Raw genomic sequence first — 18,701 nt, forward strand, 5'->3', positions numbered from 1 at the left:
TAGAGTTCAGCCCAGAACAGAGTTGTCCTTTTTGCAACACGTGTGTCTGGGAGCATCATATCATGAGCAACAATATCGAAAAGTGGGACGTGGAAGACCCCGAGTTCTGGGAGTCGACTGGTAAAAAAATCGCCAACCGCAACCTTTGGTTATCGATTCCAAACTTACTGCTTGGCTTCGCTATCTGGCTGATGTGGGGAATTATTACCGTTCAGATGCTCAACTTAGGCTTTCCTTTTACCCCAGTTGAGTTGTTCACTTTAACTGCTATTTCTGGTTTGGCAGGTGCAACTTTTCGTATTCCCGCCTCATTTATGATCCGCATTGCCGGCGGACGTAACACCATTGTGCTCACCACTATTTTGTTGATGATCCCAGCCTTTGGCACTGGGATGGCCTTACAAGACACCAACACACCGTTATGGGTGTTTCAGCTGTTGGCACTGCTCTCGGGGATTGGTGGCGGTAAATTTGCCTGCTCAATGAGCAACATCAGCGGTTTTTTCCCGAAAAGCCAGCAGGGCTTAGCATTGGGCTTAAACGCTGGTTTAGGTAACTTCGGTGTGACCACCATGCAAATCGTCATTCCTTTAGTAATGACCATGGGGATCTTTGGTGCGTTGGGTGGTGGCTCGATGGAGCTGATGAAGGACAGCGGCACGCTGATTGGTCGTATCCCTGCAGGCTCCGACACTTGGATTCAAAATGCTGGTTGGATTTGGTTGGTGTTCCTGATTCCGTTGATTGGCGTGAGCTGGTTCGGCATGAACAACTTACTGCCCATTACGCCAGAGCCCGGCTCAGTGCTCGGTGCGTTCAGTAAGGTGTTCGGTTTATACGGCATTAGCTTTATCACTTCAGTGATTGGTCTTTATCTCTACTTACCCAAGCCAATGGGTTTGGGCGTATTGAATATGTGGTTGGCCATGCCGCTGATCATGTTGAGCACGCTAGGCTTGCTACGCCTGATTCCCGGCAGTATCAAACCCAATATTAAACGTCAGTTTGCGATCTTTACGGATAAACACACCTGGTCCATGAGTGTGCTTTACATTCTGACCTTTGGCTCGTTTATCGGCTTCTCAATGGCCTTGCCCTTATCGATCACGGTGATCTTTGGCTACATGAACGAAGTGGCCGCTGACGGCACCATCAGCCGCGTGGTCAATCCCAATGCACCGAGCGCTCTAACTTATGCTTGGATTGGACCTTTCCTTGGCGCGCTGACCCGTCCGATTGGCGGCTGGATTTCAGACAAAGTTGGTGGCTCTTTAGTTACGCAAATTATCACTCTGATCATGGTTGTCGCCTCTGTTGCCTTGGGTTACATCCTGCAACTGGCCTACAGCTCAGTACAGCCTGAAAGCTTTTTTTTCGCCTTTATTAGCTTGTTCTTAATTCTCTTTGCCGCCTCTGGCATTGGTAACGGTTCAACTTTCCGCACCATTGGGGTGATTTATAACCGCGAACAAGCCGGACCGGTTTTAGGCTGGACTTCAGCGATTGCCGCCTACGGCTCCTTTGTGGCACCGGTCGTCATCGGTGAACAAATTAAAGCGGGCACACCAGAAGTTGCGATGTATGGCTTTGCGGTGTTTTACGCGCTGTGTTTAGTCCTCAACTGGTGGTTCTACCTACGTAAAGATGCCTACGTGAAGAATCCTTAAACAGCGTGCTTATGTGAATATTGGGAGTTTCTGATGAACATCATGATTGCTTACGACAATTCAACAAACGCTAAACATGCTTTGGAAAAAACCTTGCAGATGTTTGCTGCGCTAAAACCAAAAATCACCTTGGTGGGCGTGGTTGAAGATGTATTGGGATCCAGTGGCGTCAATGAAGATCGCTATCTGGAGTACAAATATGATTTTTCCGAAGGCGTCCGTGAAGCCGCACAAACCTTAAACGAGCTGGGTATCAGCACGGAAGTCATGATTGCTGAAGGTGATCCGCGAAAAATGATTTTGCAGGCCGTAAAGAACAAGCAGCCTGACCTGTTAGTCCTTGCTCGACACAGTGAAAAAGCCGACAGCAACATCATTGGTAAAACTTTGGATGCGTGGGTTGAGGAATTTAACTTCATGACCTTTGGCGATGTCAGTTCGTTCCTGACGCGACGCGCACCCTGCCCAGTATTGATTCAATCATGTCAATAAACACGCAATGGATGACGGAGCGTTAACATGAAAGTGTCTGATTTATTCCACTACAAAAGACCAGAGATCAAAGCCCTGCATTTGACGTGGATTGCGTTTTATATCTGCTTCTTTGTTTGGTTCAATATGGCGCCACTGGCGACCAGCATGCTGAAAAGCGTGGGTTGGTTGAGCAGTGATGATTTGCGTCTGTTTGCTATTGCCAACGTGGCGCTGACCATTCCGGCGCGCATCCTCGTCGGCATGGGCTTGGATAAATGGGGTCCACGCCGCGTCTTCTCCATACTGATGGTCAGCATGGCAATTCCAGCGATCACCTTTGCCTTTGGTGAAACACGGACACAACTGCTGGTCTCGCGCTTGGTACTCAGCTCAATTGGCGCCAGCTTTGTGGTGGGCATTCATATGACCGCCATGTGGTTTAAGCCACGTGATATTGGCTTTGCCGAAGGTTTTTACGCGGGCTGGGGTAACTTTGGTTCTGCCGCCGCAGCCATGACTCTACCCATGATTGCTTTGAACGTCTTCGGTGGTGATGATGGCTGGCGCTACGCCATTGCGTCAACCGCAATTCTGATGGCCATGTATGGTGTCTATTACTGGTTTGCAATCACCGATGGTCCCGTCGGCTCAGTGCATCATAAGCCGCGTAAAGTTAGCGCGATGGAAGTCAGTACATGGGCCGATATGATCAAACTGATCCTTTGGACCATCCCGATGGTCGGTATTTTATCAGTACTGGTCTGGCGCATTGAAAAAATGGGCTACCTCGACGCGCAATGGGCGTGGGTCTGCCATGCGGTGATTGCCTTCATCGTCATCTACCAAATTATCCAGATATTCAAGGTCAATTTACCCATTTTGCGTAAAGGTGTGCCTGAGGATGACAAGTATCACTTCAACTCAGTCGCTGCTCTGAACTCCACCTACTTTGCCAACTTTGGCGCAGAGCTGGCGGTGGTATCAATGCTGCCGATGTTCTTTGAAATGACCTGGGGGCTAACACCTACCACCGCGGGCATGATCGCCGCCTCGTTTGCCTTTGTAAACTTAATTGCCCGCCCCATTGGTGGGCTGGTGTCTGACCGCTTTGGTAACCGCCGTTTCGTGATGCTGGCGTACATGATTGGTATCGCTATCGGCTTTGCCTTAATGGGCTTAATGGGTGGCACTTGGCCGTTATTCGTGGCCGTCGCAGTCACCATTTTATGCTCAGTATTTGTACAAGGCGCAGAAGGCGCAACGTTCGGCATTATTCCTTCCATCAAGCGCCGTATCACTGGACAAATCTCAGGTATGGCAGGCGCCTACGGTAACGTCGGAGCTGTGTTCTATCTGACCCTGTACACCTTTGTAACACCCTCACAATTCTTCTTCATTATCGCTGCCGGCGCACTACTGAGCTTTATCGTCTGCTTTTTCTGGCTGAAAGAGCCCGAGGGCGCCTTTGCCGAAGAATACATTGTTTCATCAGTAGATCTTGCGCTCGCAGCTGACCAGCAGGCAGGTAAGTAATGACGCTCTTTTTCTACAGACATATGCGTGCAATCAGCTGCCAAGCTTCACTGCACAGCAGCTTTTCAAGAGGATAAAAACTATGAGTCGCATCTTAGACCAACTGCATTTTTTAAAAAGAAAACAAGGTGAATTTGCTGACGGCCATGGCGAAACCCGGAAAGAATCCCGTGAATGGGAAGACGGTTATCGCGCGCGCTGGCAGTATGACAAGATCGTTCGTTCCACGCATGGGGTGAACTGCACGGGTTCATGCTCATGGAAGATCTATGTCAAAAATGGGCTCATCACTTGGGAAACCCAACAGACTGACTATCCGCGTACCCGCCCTGACCTACCTAACCATGAGCCTCGCGGCTGTCCACGTGGTGCTAGTTATAGTTGGTACATCTACAGTGCGAACCGGGTCAAATACCCGAAAGTGCGTAAATCCTTACTGAAGCTGTGGCGCGACGCGCGTAAATCTTTAGCACCTGTCGATGCGTGGCAGAGCATTGTTGAAGACCCCGTCAAAGCCAAATCGTACAAAAGCAAACGTGGTTTAGGTGGTTTTATTCGTTCCAACTGGGATGAAGTCAATGAAATCATCGCGGCGGCTAACGTGTACACCACCAAGGCTTACGGTCCTGACCGCGTGGTAGGTTTCTCACCGATTCCGGCAATGTCGATGATCAGCTACGCAGCGGGTTCACGTTACCTATCCCTGATGGGTGGTGTGTGCTTAAGTTTCTATGACTGGTACTGTGACTTGCCACCGGCCTCACCGATGGTGTGGGGTGAGCAAACTGACGTGCCTGAGTCGGCTGACTGGTACAACTCCAACTACATTATTGCTTGGGGCTCTAACGTGCCACAAACACGTACCCCAGATGCACACTTCTTTACCGAAGTGCGTTACAAAGGCACGAAAACAGTTGCAATTACGCCTGACTACGCTGAAGTCGCTAAGCTGACTGACTTATGGCTCAACCCAAAACAAGGTACTGATGCCGCCTTAGCACAAGCATTTTGTCATGTGATTTTCAAAGAGTTTCACCTTGAAAAACCCAGTGCGTACTTTACCGATTATGTCCGTCGCTACTCTGACTTCCCGATGCTGGTGATGCTCGAAGACTTCGAAACAGGCTTTAAGCCCACCCGCTTCTTACGTGCGTCTGATTTGGCTGGCAATCTTGGTCAAGAAAACAATCCTGAGTGGAAAACCATTGCGCTGGATAGCCTTTCTAATCAACTCGTCTCACCACTAGGTTCGATCGGTTACCGTTGGAATGAGAAGGGCAAATGGAACATTGAAGCCCGTGAAGGCACCGATGGTAAAGATGTTGAACTACAGTTGTCCTTGATCGATGAAGGCAATGCGGTAGAAGTTGCATTCCCTTACTTTGGCGGCGATTTACACGATCACTTCCAGCACGTTGAAGGCGAAGGCGTACAATTCCGCCGGGTTCCTAGCCGTGAGATCACTTTAGCTGATGGCACTACAGCGCGTGTTGCTACGGTCTTTGATATCAGCGCCGCCGGTTTAGCAGTTGATCGTGGCTTGGGTGGCGGCAACGTAGCCAGCAGCTACGATCAAGCGGATATTCCAGGCACTCCAGCTTGGCAAGAAGCGATTACCGGCGTGAGCCGTGAGAAAGTGATTCAAGTCGCCCGTGAGTTTGCTGACAACGCCGATAAAACCAAAGGTAAATCCATGATTATCGTGGGTGCCGGTATGAACCACTGGTACCACATGGACATGAACTACCGTGGTCTGATCAATATGCTGATCATGTGTGGTTGTGTCGGTAAAAGTGGTGGGGGTTGGGCACACTACGTTGGCCAAGAAAAGCTGCGCCCACAAACCGGCTGGTTGCCTGTAGCCTTTGGTTTGGATTGGAGCCGTCCACCACGTCATATGAACGGTACCAGCTTCTTCTACAACCACAGCTCGCAATGGCGCCATGAAACCATGGACATGCACGAGATTCTTTCGCCCATGGCGGATCGATCTAAGTTCCCTAAACATGCCTTAGATTACAACATCCAAGCCGAGCGTGGCGGTTGGTTACCGAGTGCTCCACAGCTCAATCGCAACCCGCTAGACGTGTGCCGTGAAGCCAAAGCGGCCGGTATGGATCCAAAAGACTACGTGGTTAAATCCCTCGAAGATGGCTCATTGCGTTTTGCTTGTGAGCAACCGGATAATCCAGATAACTTCCCGCGCAACATGTTTATTTGGCGCTCGAACCTACTTGGCTCATCCGGTAAAGGGCATGAATACATGCTCAAATACTTGCTGGGCACCCCTAAACACGGGGTGATGAACGAAGACACTGGCAGCATTGACTACAAGCCCACTGAAGTGGAGTGGGCTGAAGAAGCAGCGATTGGCAAGGTTGACTTGGTGACCACGCTAGACTTCCGCATGTCCTCGACTTGCGTGTACTCCGATATCGTTTTACCAACGGCAACTTGGTACGAAAAAGACGATATGAATACCTCGGATATGCACCCATTCATTCACCCGCTATCAGCGGCGATTGATCCCGCCTGGGAATCCAGAACTGACTGGGATATTTTCAAAGGCATCGCAAAGAAATTCTCTGAGCTGACAGAAGGTCATCTCGGCGTTGAAAACGATATCGTCACCATTCCAACACAGCACGACAGTCCAGGTGAGTTGGCGCAGCCCTACGGCGGTACCGACTGGAAAACCTCTGGCGAGCCATTAGTACCGGGTAAAAATGCCCCCAACATGGTCGTGGTTGAGCGCGATTTCCCCAACACTTACAAAAAGTTCACCTCTCTGGGCCCATTACTCAACACCCAAGGTAACGGCGGTAAAGGTATCAGCTGGAACACCGATGCCGAGGTCGAGTTCTTAGGCCAACTCAATCATCAAGTGCTGGAGGAAGGCATCAGTAAAGGTCGTCCACAGATTGATTCAGCGATTGATGCCTGTGAAGTGGTGCTCTCACTGGCGCCGGAAACCAACGGTCATGTAGCGGTAAAAGCTTGGGCGGCACTCTCAGAGTTCACCGGTCGTGATCACTCGCACTTAGCCGTCGGTAAGGAACACGAGTCGATTCGCTTTAAAGACATTCAAGCGCAACCACGCAAAATCATCTCCAGTCCAACTTGGTCGGGCCTTGAAGATGAGCATGTCAGTTATAACGCCTGTTACACCAACGTGCACGAGATGATCCCATGGCGCACCATCACTGGTCGTCAGCAGTTCTATCAAGATCACCCGTGGATGCAGGCCTTTGGCGAACAACTGATGAGCTACCGTCCACCGATTAACACTCGCACCATTGATCAGGTGAAAGGTAAGCGCGTCAACGGTAACACCGAGATCGTCTTGAACTGGATTACTCCGCACCAGAAATGGGGCATTCACAGTACCTATTCCGACAACCTACTGATGCTGACTTTAAGCCGCGGCGGCCCAATTATTTGGCTGTCAGAAACAGATGCACGCAAAGCCGGTATCGAAGATAACGATTGGGTCGAATGCTTTAACGCCAACGGCGCCCTCACCGCGCGTGCAGTGGTTAGCCAACGGGTTAAAGAAGGCATGGTGATGATGTACCACGCCCAGGAACGTATCGTGAACGTCCCCGGTTCTGAAACCACCAAGACGCGCGGTGGCCACCACAACTCGGTCACTCGTGTGGTGCTAAAACCCACTCACATGATTGGTTCTTACGCGCAACAATCCTACGGCTTCAACTACTACGGCACTGTAGGTTGTAACCGTGATGAATTTGTTGTGGTACGGAAAATGAGCAAAGTCGATTGGCTCGATGGCTCAGATACCGATGCTCTTCCACAGCCATTACCACAAGATCTTTAAGGAGAACGCCATGAAGATTCGCTCACAAGTTGCCATGGTGCTGAACCTCGACAAGTGCATTGGATGCCACACCTGTTCAGTCACCTGTAAAAACGTTTGGACCAGCCGTGAAGGTATGGAATACGCGTGGTTCAACAACGTCGAAAGTAAGCCTGGGATTGGCTATCCGAAAGATTGGGAAAACCAAAACAAATGGAAAGGTGGCTGGGTACGTAACAGCGACGGCTCTATTCGTCCAAGAATTGGCGGTAAATTCCGCGTGTTAGCGAATATTTTTGCTAACCCTGACCTGCCAGAAATTGACGATTATTACGAGCCGTTTGATTTCGACTACCAGCACCTGCACACCGCGCCAGAAGTCGCACACCAACCGACCGCCCGTCCACGCTCGGTGATTACCGGCAAGCGTATGGAAAAAATCGAATGGGGTCCCAACTGGGAAGAAATTCTCGGCGGAGAGTTCATTAAACGCCGCAAAGATAAAAACTTTGACAATATCCAGGCAGATATTTACGGCCAATACGAAAACACCTTTATGATGTACTTGCCACGTTTGTGTGAGCACTGCCTCAACCCAACCTGTGCCGCAGCCTGCCCAAGTGGTGCCATCTATAAGCGTGAAGAAGACGGTATCGTCTTGATTGACCAAGATAAGTGCCGCGGCTGGCGGATGTGCATCAGTGGTTGCCCATACAAAAAAATCTACTACAACTGGAAAAGTGGAAAATCTGAAAAATGTATTTTCTGTTACCCACGCATTGAAGCAGGCATGCCAACCGTCTGCTCAGAAACCTGTGTCGGACGTATTCGTTATTTAGGCGTATTGCTGTATGACGCCGATAAAATTCACGAAGTGGCTAGCACCCCCAACGAGCACGACCTGTATCCAAAACAGCTCGCAATGTTCTTGGATCCTAATGATCCTAAAGTGATCGCCCAAGCACGCAAAGACGGCATTGCAGACTCAGTGATTACTGCGGCGCAAAAATCGCCTGTCTACAAGCTGGCAGTTGATTGGAAGCTGGCATTACCACTGCACCCAGAATACCGCACCTTACCTATGGTGTGGTACGTACCACCCTTGTCACCGATTCAAAACGCTGCTGAAAGTGGAAAAATCGGCATGAATGGTGTGCTGCCTGATGTGGATAGTTTGCGTATTCCCTTGCGTTACTTGGCCAACCTGCTCACTGCTGGTGATGAAAAGCCGGTTAAGTTAGCGCTTAAGCGTCTTTTGGCCATGCGTGTGTATAAGCGTGCACAACAAGTGGATGGCATTGAGGATTTAACCGCACTCCAGGATGTGGGGCTAAGCCAAGCACAGGCTGAAGAAATGTACCGTTACTTAGCCATCGCTGATTACGAGGACCGCTTTGTCATCCCAACCGCCCACCGTGAAGAGGCCATGAGTGATGCCTTTGCTGAACGCAATGGTTGCGGCTTTAGCTTTGGCAGTGGCTGCAGCGGCGATGACAGCGCCAATATGTTTGGTGGTAAAAAGCATACCAAGCGTGAAGTTATGAAAACTGTGCAAGTGTGGGAGGACTAAGTATGCAAATCTTAAAAGTTATCTCGCTATTGTTAGATTACCCAGCACAAGCCGTTGTTGACGCTCATGACGAGTTGACTGCAGCCATTACCGCTACACGCGTCATTAGCCCAGAGCAGCGTAGTGCTGTTCAGGCGCTACTGAATAAATTGACGACGACTGAACTGCTCGACACCCAAGAAAACTACCACAGCCAGTTCAATCGTGGCCGTCATTTTTCTTTGCTGTTGTTTGAGCATGTGCATGGCGAATCAAGGGACCGCGGTCAAGCCATGGTCGACTTGATGGCTCAGTATGAAAATGATGGTTTCAATATCGGCGTCAAAGAGTTGCCTGATTATATTCCGCTGTACTTGGAATATTTATCCTACTGTGATGAACCCACAGCACGTGCAGGCTTGGCCGATGTTGAACACTTATTGGCATTACTGGCTGCTCGCCTAGAGGAACAGAAGAGTCCTTACGCAGCCTGCTTTACCGCACTGTTACAAATTGCCGGTTTTGAACCTGAACTGGCAGTGGCTGAAGTGCGCGAGCAAGTCAGTAAAGAGGTGTATGACGACAGCCTAGAAGCGCTTGATGCGCTCTGGGAAGAAGAAGCGGTGACCTTTATGGCGGGCGATCAAGCTGCAAGTTGTGGTGTCAGCAGTGCACCGCAAAAAGCACGTGAAGAATCGGCTGTTCCGCTGCATTGGGTCGATTTCGGCCATGACGCTACCGCTGCTAATAAAGTATAGGAGAACACTATGTCTAACTTTAACCTGTTACTTTTTGGCGTGTACCCGTATATCGCGCTAGCGATCTGTTTGATTGGTAGCTGGGCACGCTTCGATTGGTCGCAATACACCTGGCGCGCAGGCTCGAGCCAAATGCTCGATGGCAAAGGCATGCGCATGGCGAGTAATCTGTTCCACGTCGGGATTATCTTCGTACTAGCTGGCCACTTTGTTGGCTTGCTAACACCCCATGCGCTCTACCATCATGTTATCAGTACCGAACACAAACAATTACTGGCGATGGTCTCCGGTGGTGTTTTCGGTGTTCTCTGCCTGATCGGTTTGATCATGTTGATTAAACGCCGCTTAAATAACCCACGCATTCGCGCGACATCGAGCACTTCAGACATTATGATTTTGTTTGTGTTGTTGGCGCAGCTGATTCTAGGTTTGCTAACCATTGTTGCTTCAACCCAACATTTAGATGGTTCAGTGATGGTGATGCTGGGTGATTGGGCACAGAGTGTTGTGACTCTACAACCGCTTAAAGCGGCTCAAGCAATTGCGCCTGTAGGCATTATCTACAAACTGCACGTCTTCCTTGGCGTGACTTTGTTTGTGCTCTTCCCATTTACTCGCTTAGTACACATTGTCAGCGCACCCATCTGGTATCTCGGTCGTCGCTACCAAATTGTTCGTCAAAAAGGTTAAGGAGTGCATTGTTATGCAACATTCATCTAACCCTCTAGTTACGGCTGCTGCTCAACCAGCAGCCGTAACAGCCAGTGCCTCGCCTCTGTTGATCGCTACCAGCAATCAGGACTTACCGATTGTGCGCGTCAATGGCGTAGAAATCAGCAGCACTGCGATTGCTCAAGAAATGCAATACCACCCCGCTGACTCGCAGCGCGAGGTGGTGTTTCTTGCTGCACAGGCTTTGGTTTTACAAGAACTATTAAAGCAACGTGCCGCAGAAATAAACCTCACCGTCACAGTAAAAGATAGCGAAAGCCTAGAAGAGGCAACCATTCGCTGTTTACTCGATCACGAAATCAGTACCCCAAGTATTGGCGATAGCGAGCTGGAAACCTTCTATAATCACAACCCTCGTAGTTTCACCACACCACCGTTGGTCTCAGCAAAACATATTTTAATCGCTGCCGACCCTGAGGATGATTTAGAGCGCAGTACTCAGCAGGAAGTGGCACAAAACATCATTGAGCAACTCAAAGCCGGTGCTGATTTTGCCACAATGGCAATGACCCACTCAGCCTGTCCGTCGAAGCAACAACAAGGCGCCTTAGGGCAACTCTCGAAAGGGCAGACGGTGCCAGAGTTCGAGCGTCAGCTGCTACGTTTACCACTCGGCTTAGCCACGCAACCCATCGAATCACGTTATGGTTTTCACATTGTCGTGGTTGAACAACGTGTCGAGGGTGAACTGCTACCTTTGCATATGGTTAAAGAGCGGATTGCTGCACAATTGAGCCAGCGCGTTTGGCAAAAAAGCGTCACTCAATACCTGCAAATGTTAGCTGGAGAAGCTACAATCGAGGGCATTACCTTGCGGGGTGCGGCGTCGCCGCTTCTGCAATAGTTCGCCATAGGAGTATCGTCATGTCGTCAACATTGATAGATGGCTTTGGTCGAAAAATAGATTACGTGCGTTTATCGGTCACTGATCGTTGTGATTTTCGCTGCATCTATTGTATGGCTGAGGACATGACGTTCTTACCCCGTCAACGCATCTTGACCCTAGAAGAAATTCATCGTTGTGCTGAGTTATTTGTTGCCAATGGCGTACGTAAAATCCGTCTGACCGGCGGTGAGCCGTTAACTCGTAAGGGTATTATTGGTCTGTGTGAAAAAATCAGTGCCATCCCAGGTTTAGATGAACTGGTGATGACCACCAATGGCTCGCAATTAGTTAAGTACGCTCAACCGCTCGCTGATGCAGGGGTTAAACGCCTCAACATCAGCCTCGACTCTCTATGCCCTGCTAAATTTAAAGCCATGACCCGCGTGGGTGATTTGCAGCACGTACTGGATGGCATTCAAGCCGCTCGCCAAGCCGGCTTTAAAAACTTAAAAATCAACAGTGTGGTCATTCAAGGCCACAATGATGATGAGATTCTTGCTCTAACCGATTACGCGATTGAGAACCAACTGGATATCACTTTTATTGAAGAGATGCCCTTAGGCCATGTCGGCCGTGCACGGGAGCTGTTTAGTAGTGATCAGGTGCGCGATAGCATTGCCGAGCGTTATAGCATGCTCAATAGCACCGAAAGCAGTGGTGGCCCAGCGCGCTATATGCGCTTAAAAGACTACAGTCAGACCCGCATTGGTTTTATCTCACCGCACAGCCATAACTTTTGCAGCACCTGTAACCGCATCCGCCTCACCGTCGAAGGAAAATTATTACTGTGCTTAGGTAATGAACACTCGTTGGATTTACTGGCCCTCCTGCGTCGTTACCCATTAAGCGATGAGCCAATCTTGGCCAGTATCCATAAAGCCTTACACAACAAGCCTGAGCAACACCATTTCAGCTCTGATGGCGAGGTACAAATTGTGCGTTTTATGAACACCAGTGGCGGTTAATTACGAGCCCTACAGCATCCAAAACTCTAGAGAGCACCTATGACTATTGCAAATTATGATGACTTGTTACAGGCCGCAAAGACACAAGCAGAGCCACAATTGCTGCTCTTTGTGTTTACCAAAGCCGAACTGCCAGAAGACGCCTCTGAACTGGAAAAAGAAAACTTCGCCCAAGGCCTCGGCGGCACATTAACCCCTGTGGTCTGTGTCGATAAAAGTCCGGATGAGCTCAGTAGCTTTTCTGCTCTCTTGGAAGAGTCGAAGAAGACGGAGAAAGACTGGGATGTCGTGTTTGTCAGCAGTCTGTCTGGGCACGGCGGTATCGCACCAAACTCCGATCAAGCTGAGCAGCCGTTACAAATGATGGTGCAGGCGATTCAGGCCGGTGGTATTGGTAGTTTTCTAGCATTCAGCAACACTGGGGACATTTTAGATATCCGTTAAAACACACAGCAATAATCTCTGCTCACTGCCTGTGGTAGCAGTGAGCCTGAGCATGCGTCTAGGGATACGGCGCATGCTCTAGTAACGATGCTTGCCAACCCATCACACCACACTTAAGCATGCTCCATTGCGGAAAACGACAGGCCAATAACGCTTGCAATTGCAATGCATTAGCCAACTCCATGCTCTCCCATAACGCTTGCTCGCCATAAGCCGCCGAAGCTATTGCGTGCGCCAGCCATTGCGTCAACTGCGGATTCTCAGCGTCAGCACATAAGCTTAAAATTTTATCGAGTACCCTAGAAAAATCAGCAGGCATGTTGGCTTGTAACAGTGTAAAACGTGCTTCGGAGCATTCGTCATCAGCGAGGTGCTCAGGGAAATAATACGCCATCATGGCTAGATATTGGTCAAAAGGTAAGCCCAGAGTACAGGCAAACAACGGCAAATCACCGCTTTGCGCACGGCGTATCACCCCGCGCACGGCTCTGAACATTAAAAAAGAGAGTGCTTTACTATCCATTATACCGCTCCCATCAGTTGCCCTCAGTGCAACTGTATCTTGCTGCACCGAACCCATCGCTCAGCTCACCTGCAAACAAAACCTAAGCTTTACAAGCCTCTCTCAGCAGCGCAAAGCAGCCAGACTGATCACGCTCAATGCTGGACACCGGCAGTCTTTATATCTGGCTGTACTCAACAATAAATCGCTATATATTTATAGATATAGCGATTTTAGCACTTTTATTAAGCCTCAGGTGCAGTAGTTTTGCCGTCTACTTACATGTATTCCCAGCTTGGATTTGGAAGAATACTCTGCCTGAGCCAGCAGCAAACCATGCTGTATTAACAGGTTGATGTAAAACGGGACCGCGAAGGTCCCGTTATCGTTACACATAAGCACGCAGCTCGTTACACGACTGAGACAGTAAATGCGATCAACTTTCAGTCGCGGATTTCTGCGTCAGCGCAACGGCTTACAGTAAATAGCTAACCGCAAATACACCAAGGAAACCTACGCTGTAAGCCAACAGCAAGTAACCAAAATAACGCAAGTAAGCAACAAATGTGAGTGCCGAGATTTTACTCATGGCCACCACACCTGCGGCAGAACCAATTGCTAACAAGGAACCGCCGACGCCGACAGAATAGGTCAAGGTCAGCCATTGCCCTTCGCTCATCTCAATGCCTGATTTCAACAAGGCAGCAGTCAATGGCACGTTATCAATCAACGCAGAGAACAAGCCCACTGAATAGTTAGCCATTACAATCGGTAATTTTTCGTATAGAGTAGGGAAGTGCTCCAGTACATGCAGCTCTTTTAACATGCCGACGAGCAATAATACGCCTAAGAAAAACAGCAGGGTATCAAACTCAATTTTGCGGATATATTCGAGCACTGCCTCATCTTTGTTAAGAAAATGCACGGCCATAAACATCACGGCTAAACCAAACAAAAACGACAAGACCGGAGGAATACCAAAAGCAACGTTAGCGCCAATCGTGCCGATAATAGTGGCGAGAAACAGTCCAGCGATAATTTGATCACCTTTGGCAATATCGGTCTGGCGTTTTACCAAGACGACATCGCCAGTTAAGCTACGCGACAAGATAAAGGCTAAAAAAAGCACTGCCAATAACGCAGGCACACTGAGTAAAATCAGGTCGGCAATTCTTACTTTACCGGCTAAAAAAATCATCAAAGTTGTTACATCACCGGTAATCAACGCGGCACCACCGGAGTTGACCGCAAAGACCACCAACACAATGTAGCGCAGTAGTTTCTCAGTGCTTAGGTTTAAGCTCAGCAACACGGTAATACACACCAAAGTGGCGGTAATATTATCGGCCATTGATGAAAAGACAAAAGCAAATAAACCGGTAACCAGCATCAGTCGACGCTCAGTCATGCGCGTAGGCATGACTTTATTGACGATGCCATCGATCACGCCTTTGTGCGACACATAGGCCACGAAGGTCATTGCTGCCATTAAAAACAGCCATAGAGTGGCAATTTCTAACAGATTTTCATTCAGCGCATGCATCAATTGTTCGGTGCTAAGATCACCGGGCGGTGCAATAAAGTACAGCACCCAAACCAGCGTGCCAAAAAACAGCGTTGTTTTGGCCTTATCAATTTTAGTAAAATCTTCAGCAACAATTGATAGAAAGCCCAAGAACGATAAAACCAGTAGCACAGTTGTCATTTTAGTCCCCAGTGAGCAGATGAAAAAGGTGCAAAAGTGTAGTCCTTTTTCCTAGGGAAAACCTATAGCTAAGATCAAGTATCATCGTCGATAAATACAGTAGATGTCATCAGCCAAATAAGCCTAGATTATCAGTCAATCTGCATATTGCATCCTTGGTAAAGTAAGCCTCCAAGAGAGACTGCAGAATTAACGTAACTGGCTGTCTTTACTACCACGACGGTTGTAACCGCTAAAGCTAGCCTGCTTATCTTCTAGGGTTTGACAGGCGATGCAGAGTTGCACACCTGGAATGGCTTGACGACGACCTTCGGCGATCAACTGATCACAGTTTTGACAATACTCAGCACTCGGCCCTTGCGGCAACTGTTGACGAACGCGCTCTACAGCATCGTCAATGGTGCTATCAATCTGCTCTTGTACGGCGCCATCATGCGCCCAACCGGTTGCCATAACAGTCTCCTTACAATTTAGGAGTGACATTATCCAGCGCTATCTGCATCCTTAGCCGTCTGCTCTGCAGTGTTTTTTAACTCTGCTTGCTCGGCGCGCCATTGATCCATTTCATCGTAGTAGATATCCCAGACACAAGGCGAACACGCACTTTCGCAGCACTCATAATCTTCTGGTGGTGTTGGTTTTTCACGCATAATCACTCTCGGCCTCAATCAAGATAAAAACAAGTCGCCGAAACTGATCAGTTCAAGCGTCATTGCTATTTTAGCTTAATCGCTAGCGACTTGGCAGCCCTCAAGTAGCAGGGTTTATGTGTTGGGTAAGTAGGCGGCCAAACGCTGGGCCATTTCCTCTGCCAGCGCTTGCAACGCATTGAGCGGACGAATCATCACTTCAAATTCAACAATTTTACCTGTCTCATCGAAACGAATCATATCAATACCTTTCAGTTGCTTACCATTCACTTTAGCGCTAAATTCCAGCACCACACTGAGTCCATCTGCAGTAGCTAATTCACGCAAGTAGACAAACTCAGTAAAGACCTGCGCTACTGTCGTTAAAATCAAAGTAACAACCGGCGCACCCGAATAAGGCGTATGTGCGACAGGAGAGCGAAACACCGCCTGCGCATGCAAGATGCTCGACAATGTTGTTAAGTCACCTTGCTGCACCATGCTGTGCCAGTGTGCTAAGGATTGGGTAACTGCTGCCGGTTGAGTAACTAATGTCATACGATCGCCTCGTTTTTATTATTGTGGATGGCGCAGTTGTGCACGTAAAATTTTGCCAACCGGCGACTTCGGTAACTGCTCACGAAATTCAATGTGTTTGGGCACTTTATAAGCGGTCAACTGCTGACGACAGTGTTCGATAATCGCAGCGGCAGTGAGCGCGCCAGTGCGCACGCAAATATAAGCGTAAACCGCTTCACCAGTGTTGTCATCGGGTCGACCAATCACTGCCACCTCCAGCACATCAGGATGCTCAGCAATCACTCCCTCAACCTCATTGGGATAAACATTAAAGCCTGAAACTAAAATAATATCTTTTTTACGATCAACAATTTGTAAAAAACCTTGCTCGTCCATCACCGCCATATCACCGGTAAAGAACCAGCCAGCACGTAAGCTGTCTTGACTTTCTTGCGGCTGATTTAAGTACTCAGTAATCACGTGTGGGCCACGTACCGCTAACTCGCCGGCCTCGCCAAAGGCTAAGTCTTGACCATCCTCACCAACAATACGCACCTCACAAGCAGGCAAGGGTAGACCGACATAACCTAATTTGACCTGATCAGTTGGCGGGTTAAGCGATACAAAACAACTGGTTTCAGTCAGACCATAACCTTCCAAAATTGGACAAATGCGCTGCTGCCATTGCGTTGCCGTACTGGACCTTAATGCTGTGCCACCCGACACCACATACTTAAGGTGCAGCGGCGTTTCAGTAAACCAAGGCTCAGCCAATAAACCTGCATACAAGGTGTCGACACCCGTCATCCAGCCTATTTTAAAGTGAGCAAACGCCGGCTTAAGATTGCTTAAAGGCCGTGGATTAGGCACCAATACATTGCAGGCACCTAACTTAAAAAACAGTAAGAAATTAAAGTTAAAAGCAAAAATATGGTACAGAGGTAGTGCTGTAAGGATCATCTCACCAGGCTCTATAGCAATCTCATAGGCATTAACATAGACCTGAGCCATTTCTACCACGGCCAGTAAGTTAGCATGAGTTAACGGCGCGCCTTTACTGCGGCCGGTGGTGCCGCCGGTGTATTGATACAAAGCAATCGGATATGCGTCACGCTGCACCTCAGGTAGCTGCTCACCGAGGTGCAGGGCATCAGTAAAAGTATGATACTGAATCGAAGCCAACTCTAATTGAATACCTAAATGCTGGCGAATCGCACTGGCAAACGGTTCGGCAAAAAAATCACTGATCGAAGTCAGCACCAATTGCAAGCCGTACTCTTCAACCACAGGCTTCACAGTGTTGGCAAATAGGTCTGCAGCAATTAATAGCTTGGCATTGCTATCTTGAATTTGCAGAGCAACTTCACGAGCAGTGTACAGCGGATTCATATTGGTAATGATCAAGCCTGCTTTCCAAGCGCCCATTACTGCAATGGGATAATGCAAGCTGGTGGGCAGCTGGATCGCTACGACATCACCACGCTGTAAACCTTGCGCGACTAAAAAGCGCGCAAAAGCACTGGATAAATCATCCACCTGCTTAAACGTTAAGCTCTGTTGTAAGCCGTTGGGTAACACCATAGTGAAAGCGTGACGCTCAGGATGTTGTCTAGCACCTTGTACGGCAAACTGAGCCACACTGCCTTGCGTAACATCCGCCTGCATTTGATAGTCGCGTAAAGAGACTGGATAGCTTTTCAGCCATGGATTAACTGCCGTCATCTTGATACTCCACAGAATATTATTGTTATTAACAGCTGAGCTATTTACTGAGGTTATAATTGAATCTTAACACTGTCAAGATTATAAGCAGTGCTAAGATACAACTATTCTTAAATCGTTTTATGCAGGCTAAGGGGCTTTCTGTGAGCATAAACCAACGCCATTCTCGTCAGCATTACCACGTAGGCAATTTAGCTGAGCAACTGTTATCTAGCGCACGCACAATGTTAGAAGAGGTGGGTGCCGCAAAGTTGTCAATGCGCGCACTTTGCAATGCTCTAGGAGTCACACCTACTGCGGCTTATCATCACTTTAGCAATCGTGCTGAATTGCTCGCACAACTGGCGACAGAAGGGTACTTAGAGCTGGCAGAGGTACTTAATGAAAAAAGTGCGACGCTGTCTATAGCAGAAAAAATGCGTGGTTTTTGTTTAATTTATCTTGGTTTTGCACGCCGTAATACCGCGCTCTATCAACTGATGTTTGGGCCGCAGTTAGCGCTTGAAAACATGCCCGAACACCTGAGTAGCGCACGCCAACTTGCCTTTTCCAGATTGGAAATGATGGTTGCAGATTTGCTTCAGCAACCACATGACAGCATAGAGGTACGCAGCGCGGCACTGGCCAGCTGGTCCTATATTCATGGTCTCACCTCATTACTGCTGCATGATGTTTTACAGCAACCTGCTGGGGTGTCTGATCAACGTATTATTGAGCGAACTTTAGCGGCTTTTGAGGTATTGTTCAGAGGGCATGCTGCATCCATCAACACCGTTTAATCGCCTTATACAAGGAGTTT

Annotated in this window: 17 protein-coding genes; 11 read left to right on the plus strand and 6 right to left on the minus strand. The window is 48.7% G+C overall.

The window, feature by feature from the left end; translation table 11 throughout:
- Positions 1-62: 62 nt before the first annotated feature.
- The 10 genes from JYJ62_RS13260 (at position 63) to JYJ62_RS13305 (ending at position 12,825) form a co-directional block, all read left to right on the plus strand.
- Complete coding sequence (locus JYJ62_RS13260) at positions 63-1,667, plus strand: antiporter (RefSeq protein ID WP_205342710.1); 1,605 nt, start codon at positions 63-65, stop codon at positions 1,665-1,667.
- Between the two features lie 33 nt (positions 1,668-1,700).
- Positions 1,701-2,159 (plus strand): universal stress protein, encoded by a 459-nt coding sequence (locus JYJ62_RS13265; RefSeq protein WP_205342711.1) that lies wholly within the window; start codon positions 1,701-1,703, stop codon positions 2,157-2,159.
- Positions 2,160-2,186: 27 nt separating this feature from the next.
- On the plus strand, positions 2,187-3,674 hold the full coding sequence (locus JYJ62_RS13270) for an MFS transporter (protein WP_205342712.1): 1,488 nt from the start codon (positions 2,187-2,189) through the stop codon (positions 3,672-3,674).
- 82 nt (positions 3,675-3,756) lie between these two features.
- Entirely contained in the window at positions 3,757-7,512 is a 3,756-nt protein-coding gene (locus JYJ62_RS13275) for a nitrate reductase subunit alpha (protein ID WP_205342713.1), read from the plus strand.
- 10 nt (positions 7,513-7,522) lie between these two features.
- The gene (gene narH / locus JYJ62_RS13280) at positions 7,523-9,061 is read left to right on the plus strand and encodes a nitrate reductase subunit beta (RefSeq protein WP_205342714.1); all 1,539 of its coding nucleotides are present in this window, start codon (positions 7,523-7,525) and stop codon (positions 9,059-9,061) included.
- 2 nt (positions 9,062-9,063) lie between these two features.
- Positions 9,064-9,798, plus strand: a complete 735-nt coding sequence (gene narJ / locus JYJ62_RS13285; RefSeq protein ID WP_205342715.1) for a nitrate reductase molybdenum cofactor assembly chaperone — start codon at positions 9,064-9,066, stop codon at positions 9,796-9,798.
- A gap of 9 nt (positions 9,799-9,807) precedes the next feature.
- Positions 9,808-10,488: a respiratory nitrate reductase subunit gamma gene (gene narI / locus JYJ62_RS13290; RefSeq protein ID WP_205342716.1), complete on the plus strand. Its 681-nt coding sequence runs from the start codon at positions 9,808-9,810 to the stop codon at positions 10,486-10,488.
- Between the two features lie 13 nt (positions 10,489-10,501).
- Positions 10,502-11,374, plus strand: coding sequence for a peptidylprolyl isomerase (locus JYJ62_RS13295; RefSeq protein ID WP_205342717.1), 873 nt, complete (start codon positions 10,502-10,504; stop codon positions 11,372-11,374).
- 20 nt (positions 11,375-11,394) lie between these two features.
- Complete coding sequence (gene moaA / locus JYJ62_RS13300) at positions 11,395-12,381, plus strand: GTP 3',8-cyclase MoaA (protein ID WP_205342718.1); 987 nt, start codon at positions 11,395-11,397, stop codon at positions 12,379-12,381.
- Positions 12,382-12,420: 39 nt separating this feature from the next.
- Positions 12,421-12,825, plus strand: a complete 405-nt coding sequence (locus tag JYJ62_RS13305; RefSeq protein ID WP_205342719.1) for a ribonucleotide reductase subunit alpha — start codon at positions 12,421-12,423, stop codon at positions 12,823-12,825.
- A 58-nt stretch (positions 12,826-12,883) separates the two neighbouring features.
- Here JYJ62_RS13305 and JYJ62_RS13310 read toward each other — a convergent pair whose 3' ends face one another.
- The 6 genes from JYJ62_RS13310 to JYJ62_RS13335 form a co-directional block, all read right to left on the minus strand.
- A complete protein-coding gene (locus JYJ62_RS13310) occupies positions 12,884-13,348 on the minus strand; it encodes a nitrogen fixation protein NifQ (protein WP_205342720.1) in 465 nt (154 codons plus the stop codon).
- Between the two features lie 454 nt (positions 13,349-13,802).
- Positions 13,803-15,032 (minus strand): sodium:proton antiporter NhaD, encoded by a 1,230-nt coding sequence (gene nhaD, locus JYJ62_RS13315; protein ID WP_232365797.1) that lies wholly within the window; start codon positions 15,030-15,032, stop codon positions 13,803-13,805.
- 189 nt (positions 15,033-15,221) lie between these two features.
- Complete coding sequence (locus JYJ62_RS13320; protein WP_205342721.1) at positions 15,222-15,485, minus strand: DksA/TraR family C4-type zinc finger protein; 264 nt, start codon at positions 15,483-15,485, stop codon at positions 15,222-15,224.
- 29 nt (positions 15,486-15,514) lie between these two features.
- Positions 15,515-15,682, minus strand: coding sequence for an oxidoreductase-like domain-containing protein (locus JYJ62_RS13325; protein ID WP_205342722.1), 168 nt, complete (start codon positions 15,680-15,682; stop codon positions 15,515-15,517).
- A 114-nt stretch (positions 15,683-15,796) separates the two neighbouring features.
- Positions 15,797-16,219 (minus strand): nuclear transport factor 2 family protein, encoded by a 423-nt coding sequence (locus tag JYJ62_RS13330; RefSeq protein WP_205342723.1) that lies wholly within the window; start codon positions 16,217-16,219, stop codon positions 15,797-15,799.
- Between the two features lie 18 nt (positions 16,220-16,237).
- Positions 16,238-17,902: an AMP-binding protein gene (locus JYJ62_RS13335; RefSeq protein ID WP_205342724.1), complete on the minus strand. Its 1,665-nt coding sequence runs from the start codon at positions 17,900-17,902 to the stop codon at positions 16,238-16,240.
- 143 nt (positions 17,903-18,045) lie between these two features.
- Between JYJ62_RS13335 and JYJ62_RS13340 the strand changes: the two genes are divergently transcribed.
- Positions 18,046-18,681 (plus strand): TetR/AcrR family transcriptional regulator, encoded by a 636-nt coding sequence (locus JYJ62_RS13340; RefSeq protein WP_232365798.1) that lies wholly within the window; start codon positions 18,046-18,048, stop codon positions 18,679-18,681.
- Positions 18,682-18,701 lie beyond the last annotated feature (20 nt).

Source organism: Denitrificimonas caeni (genome assembly GCF_905120345.1).
GTDB classification, from domain to species: Bacteria; Pseudomonadota; Gammaproteobacteria; order Pseudomonadales; family Pseudomonadaceae; genus Denitrificimonas; species Denitrificimonas caeni_A.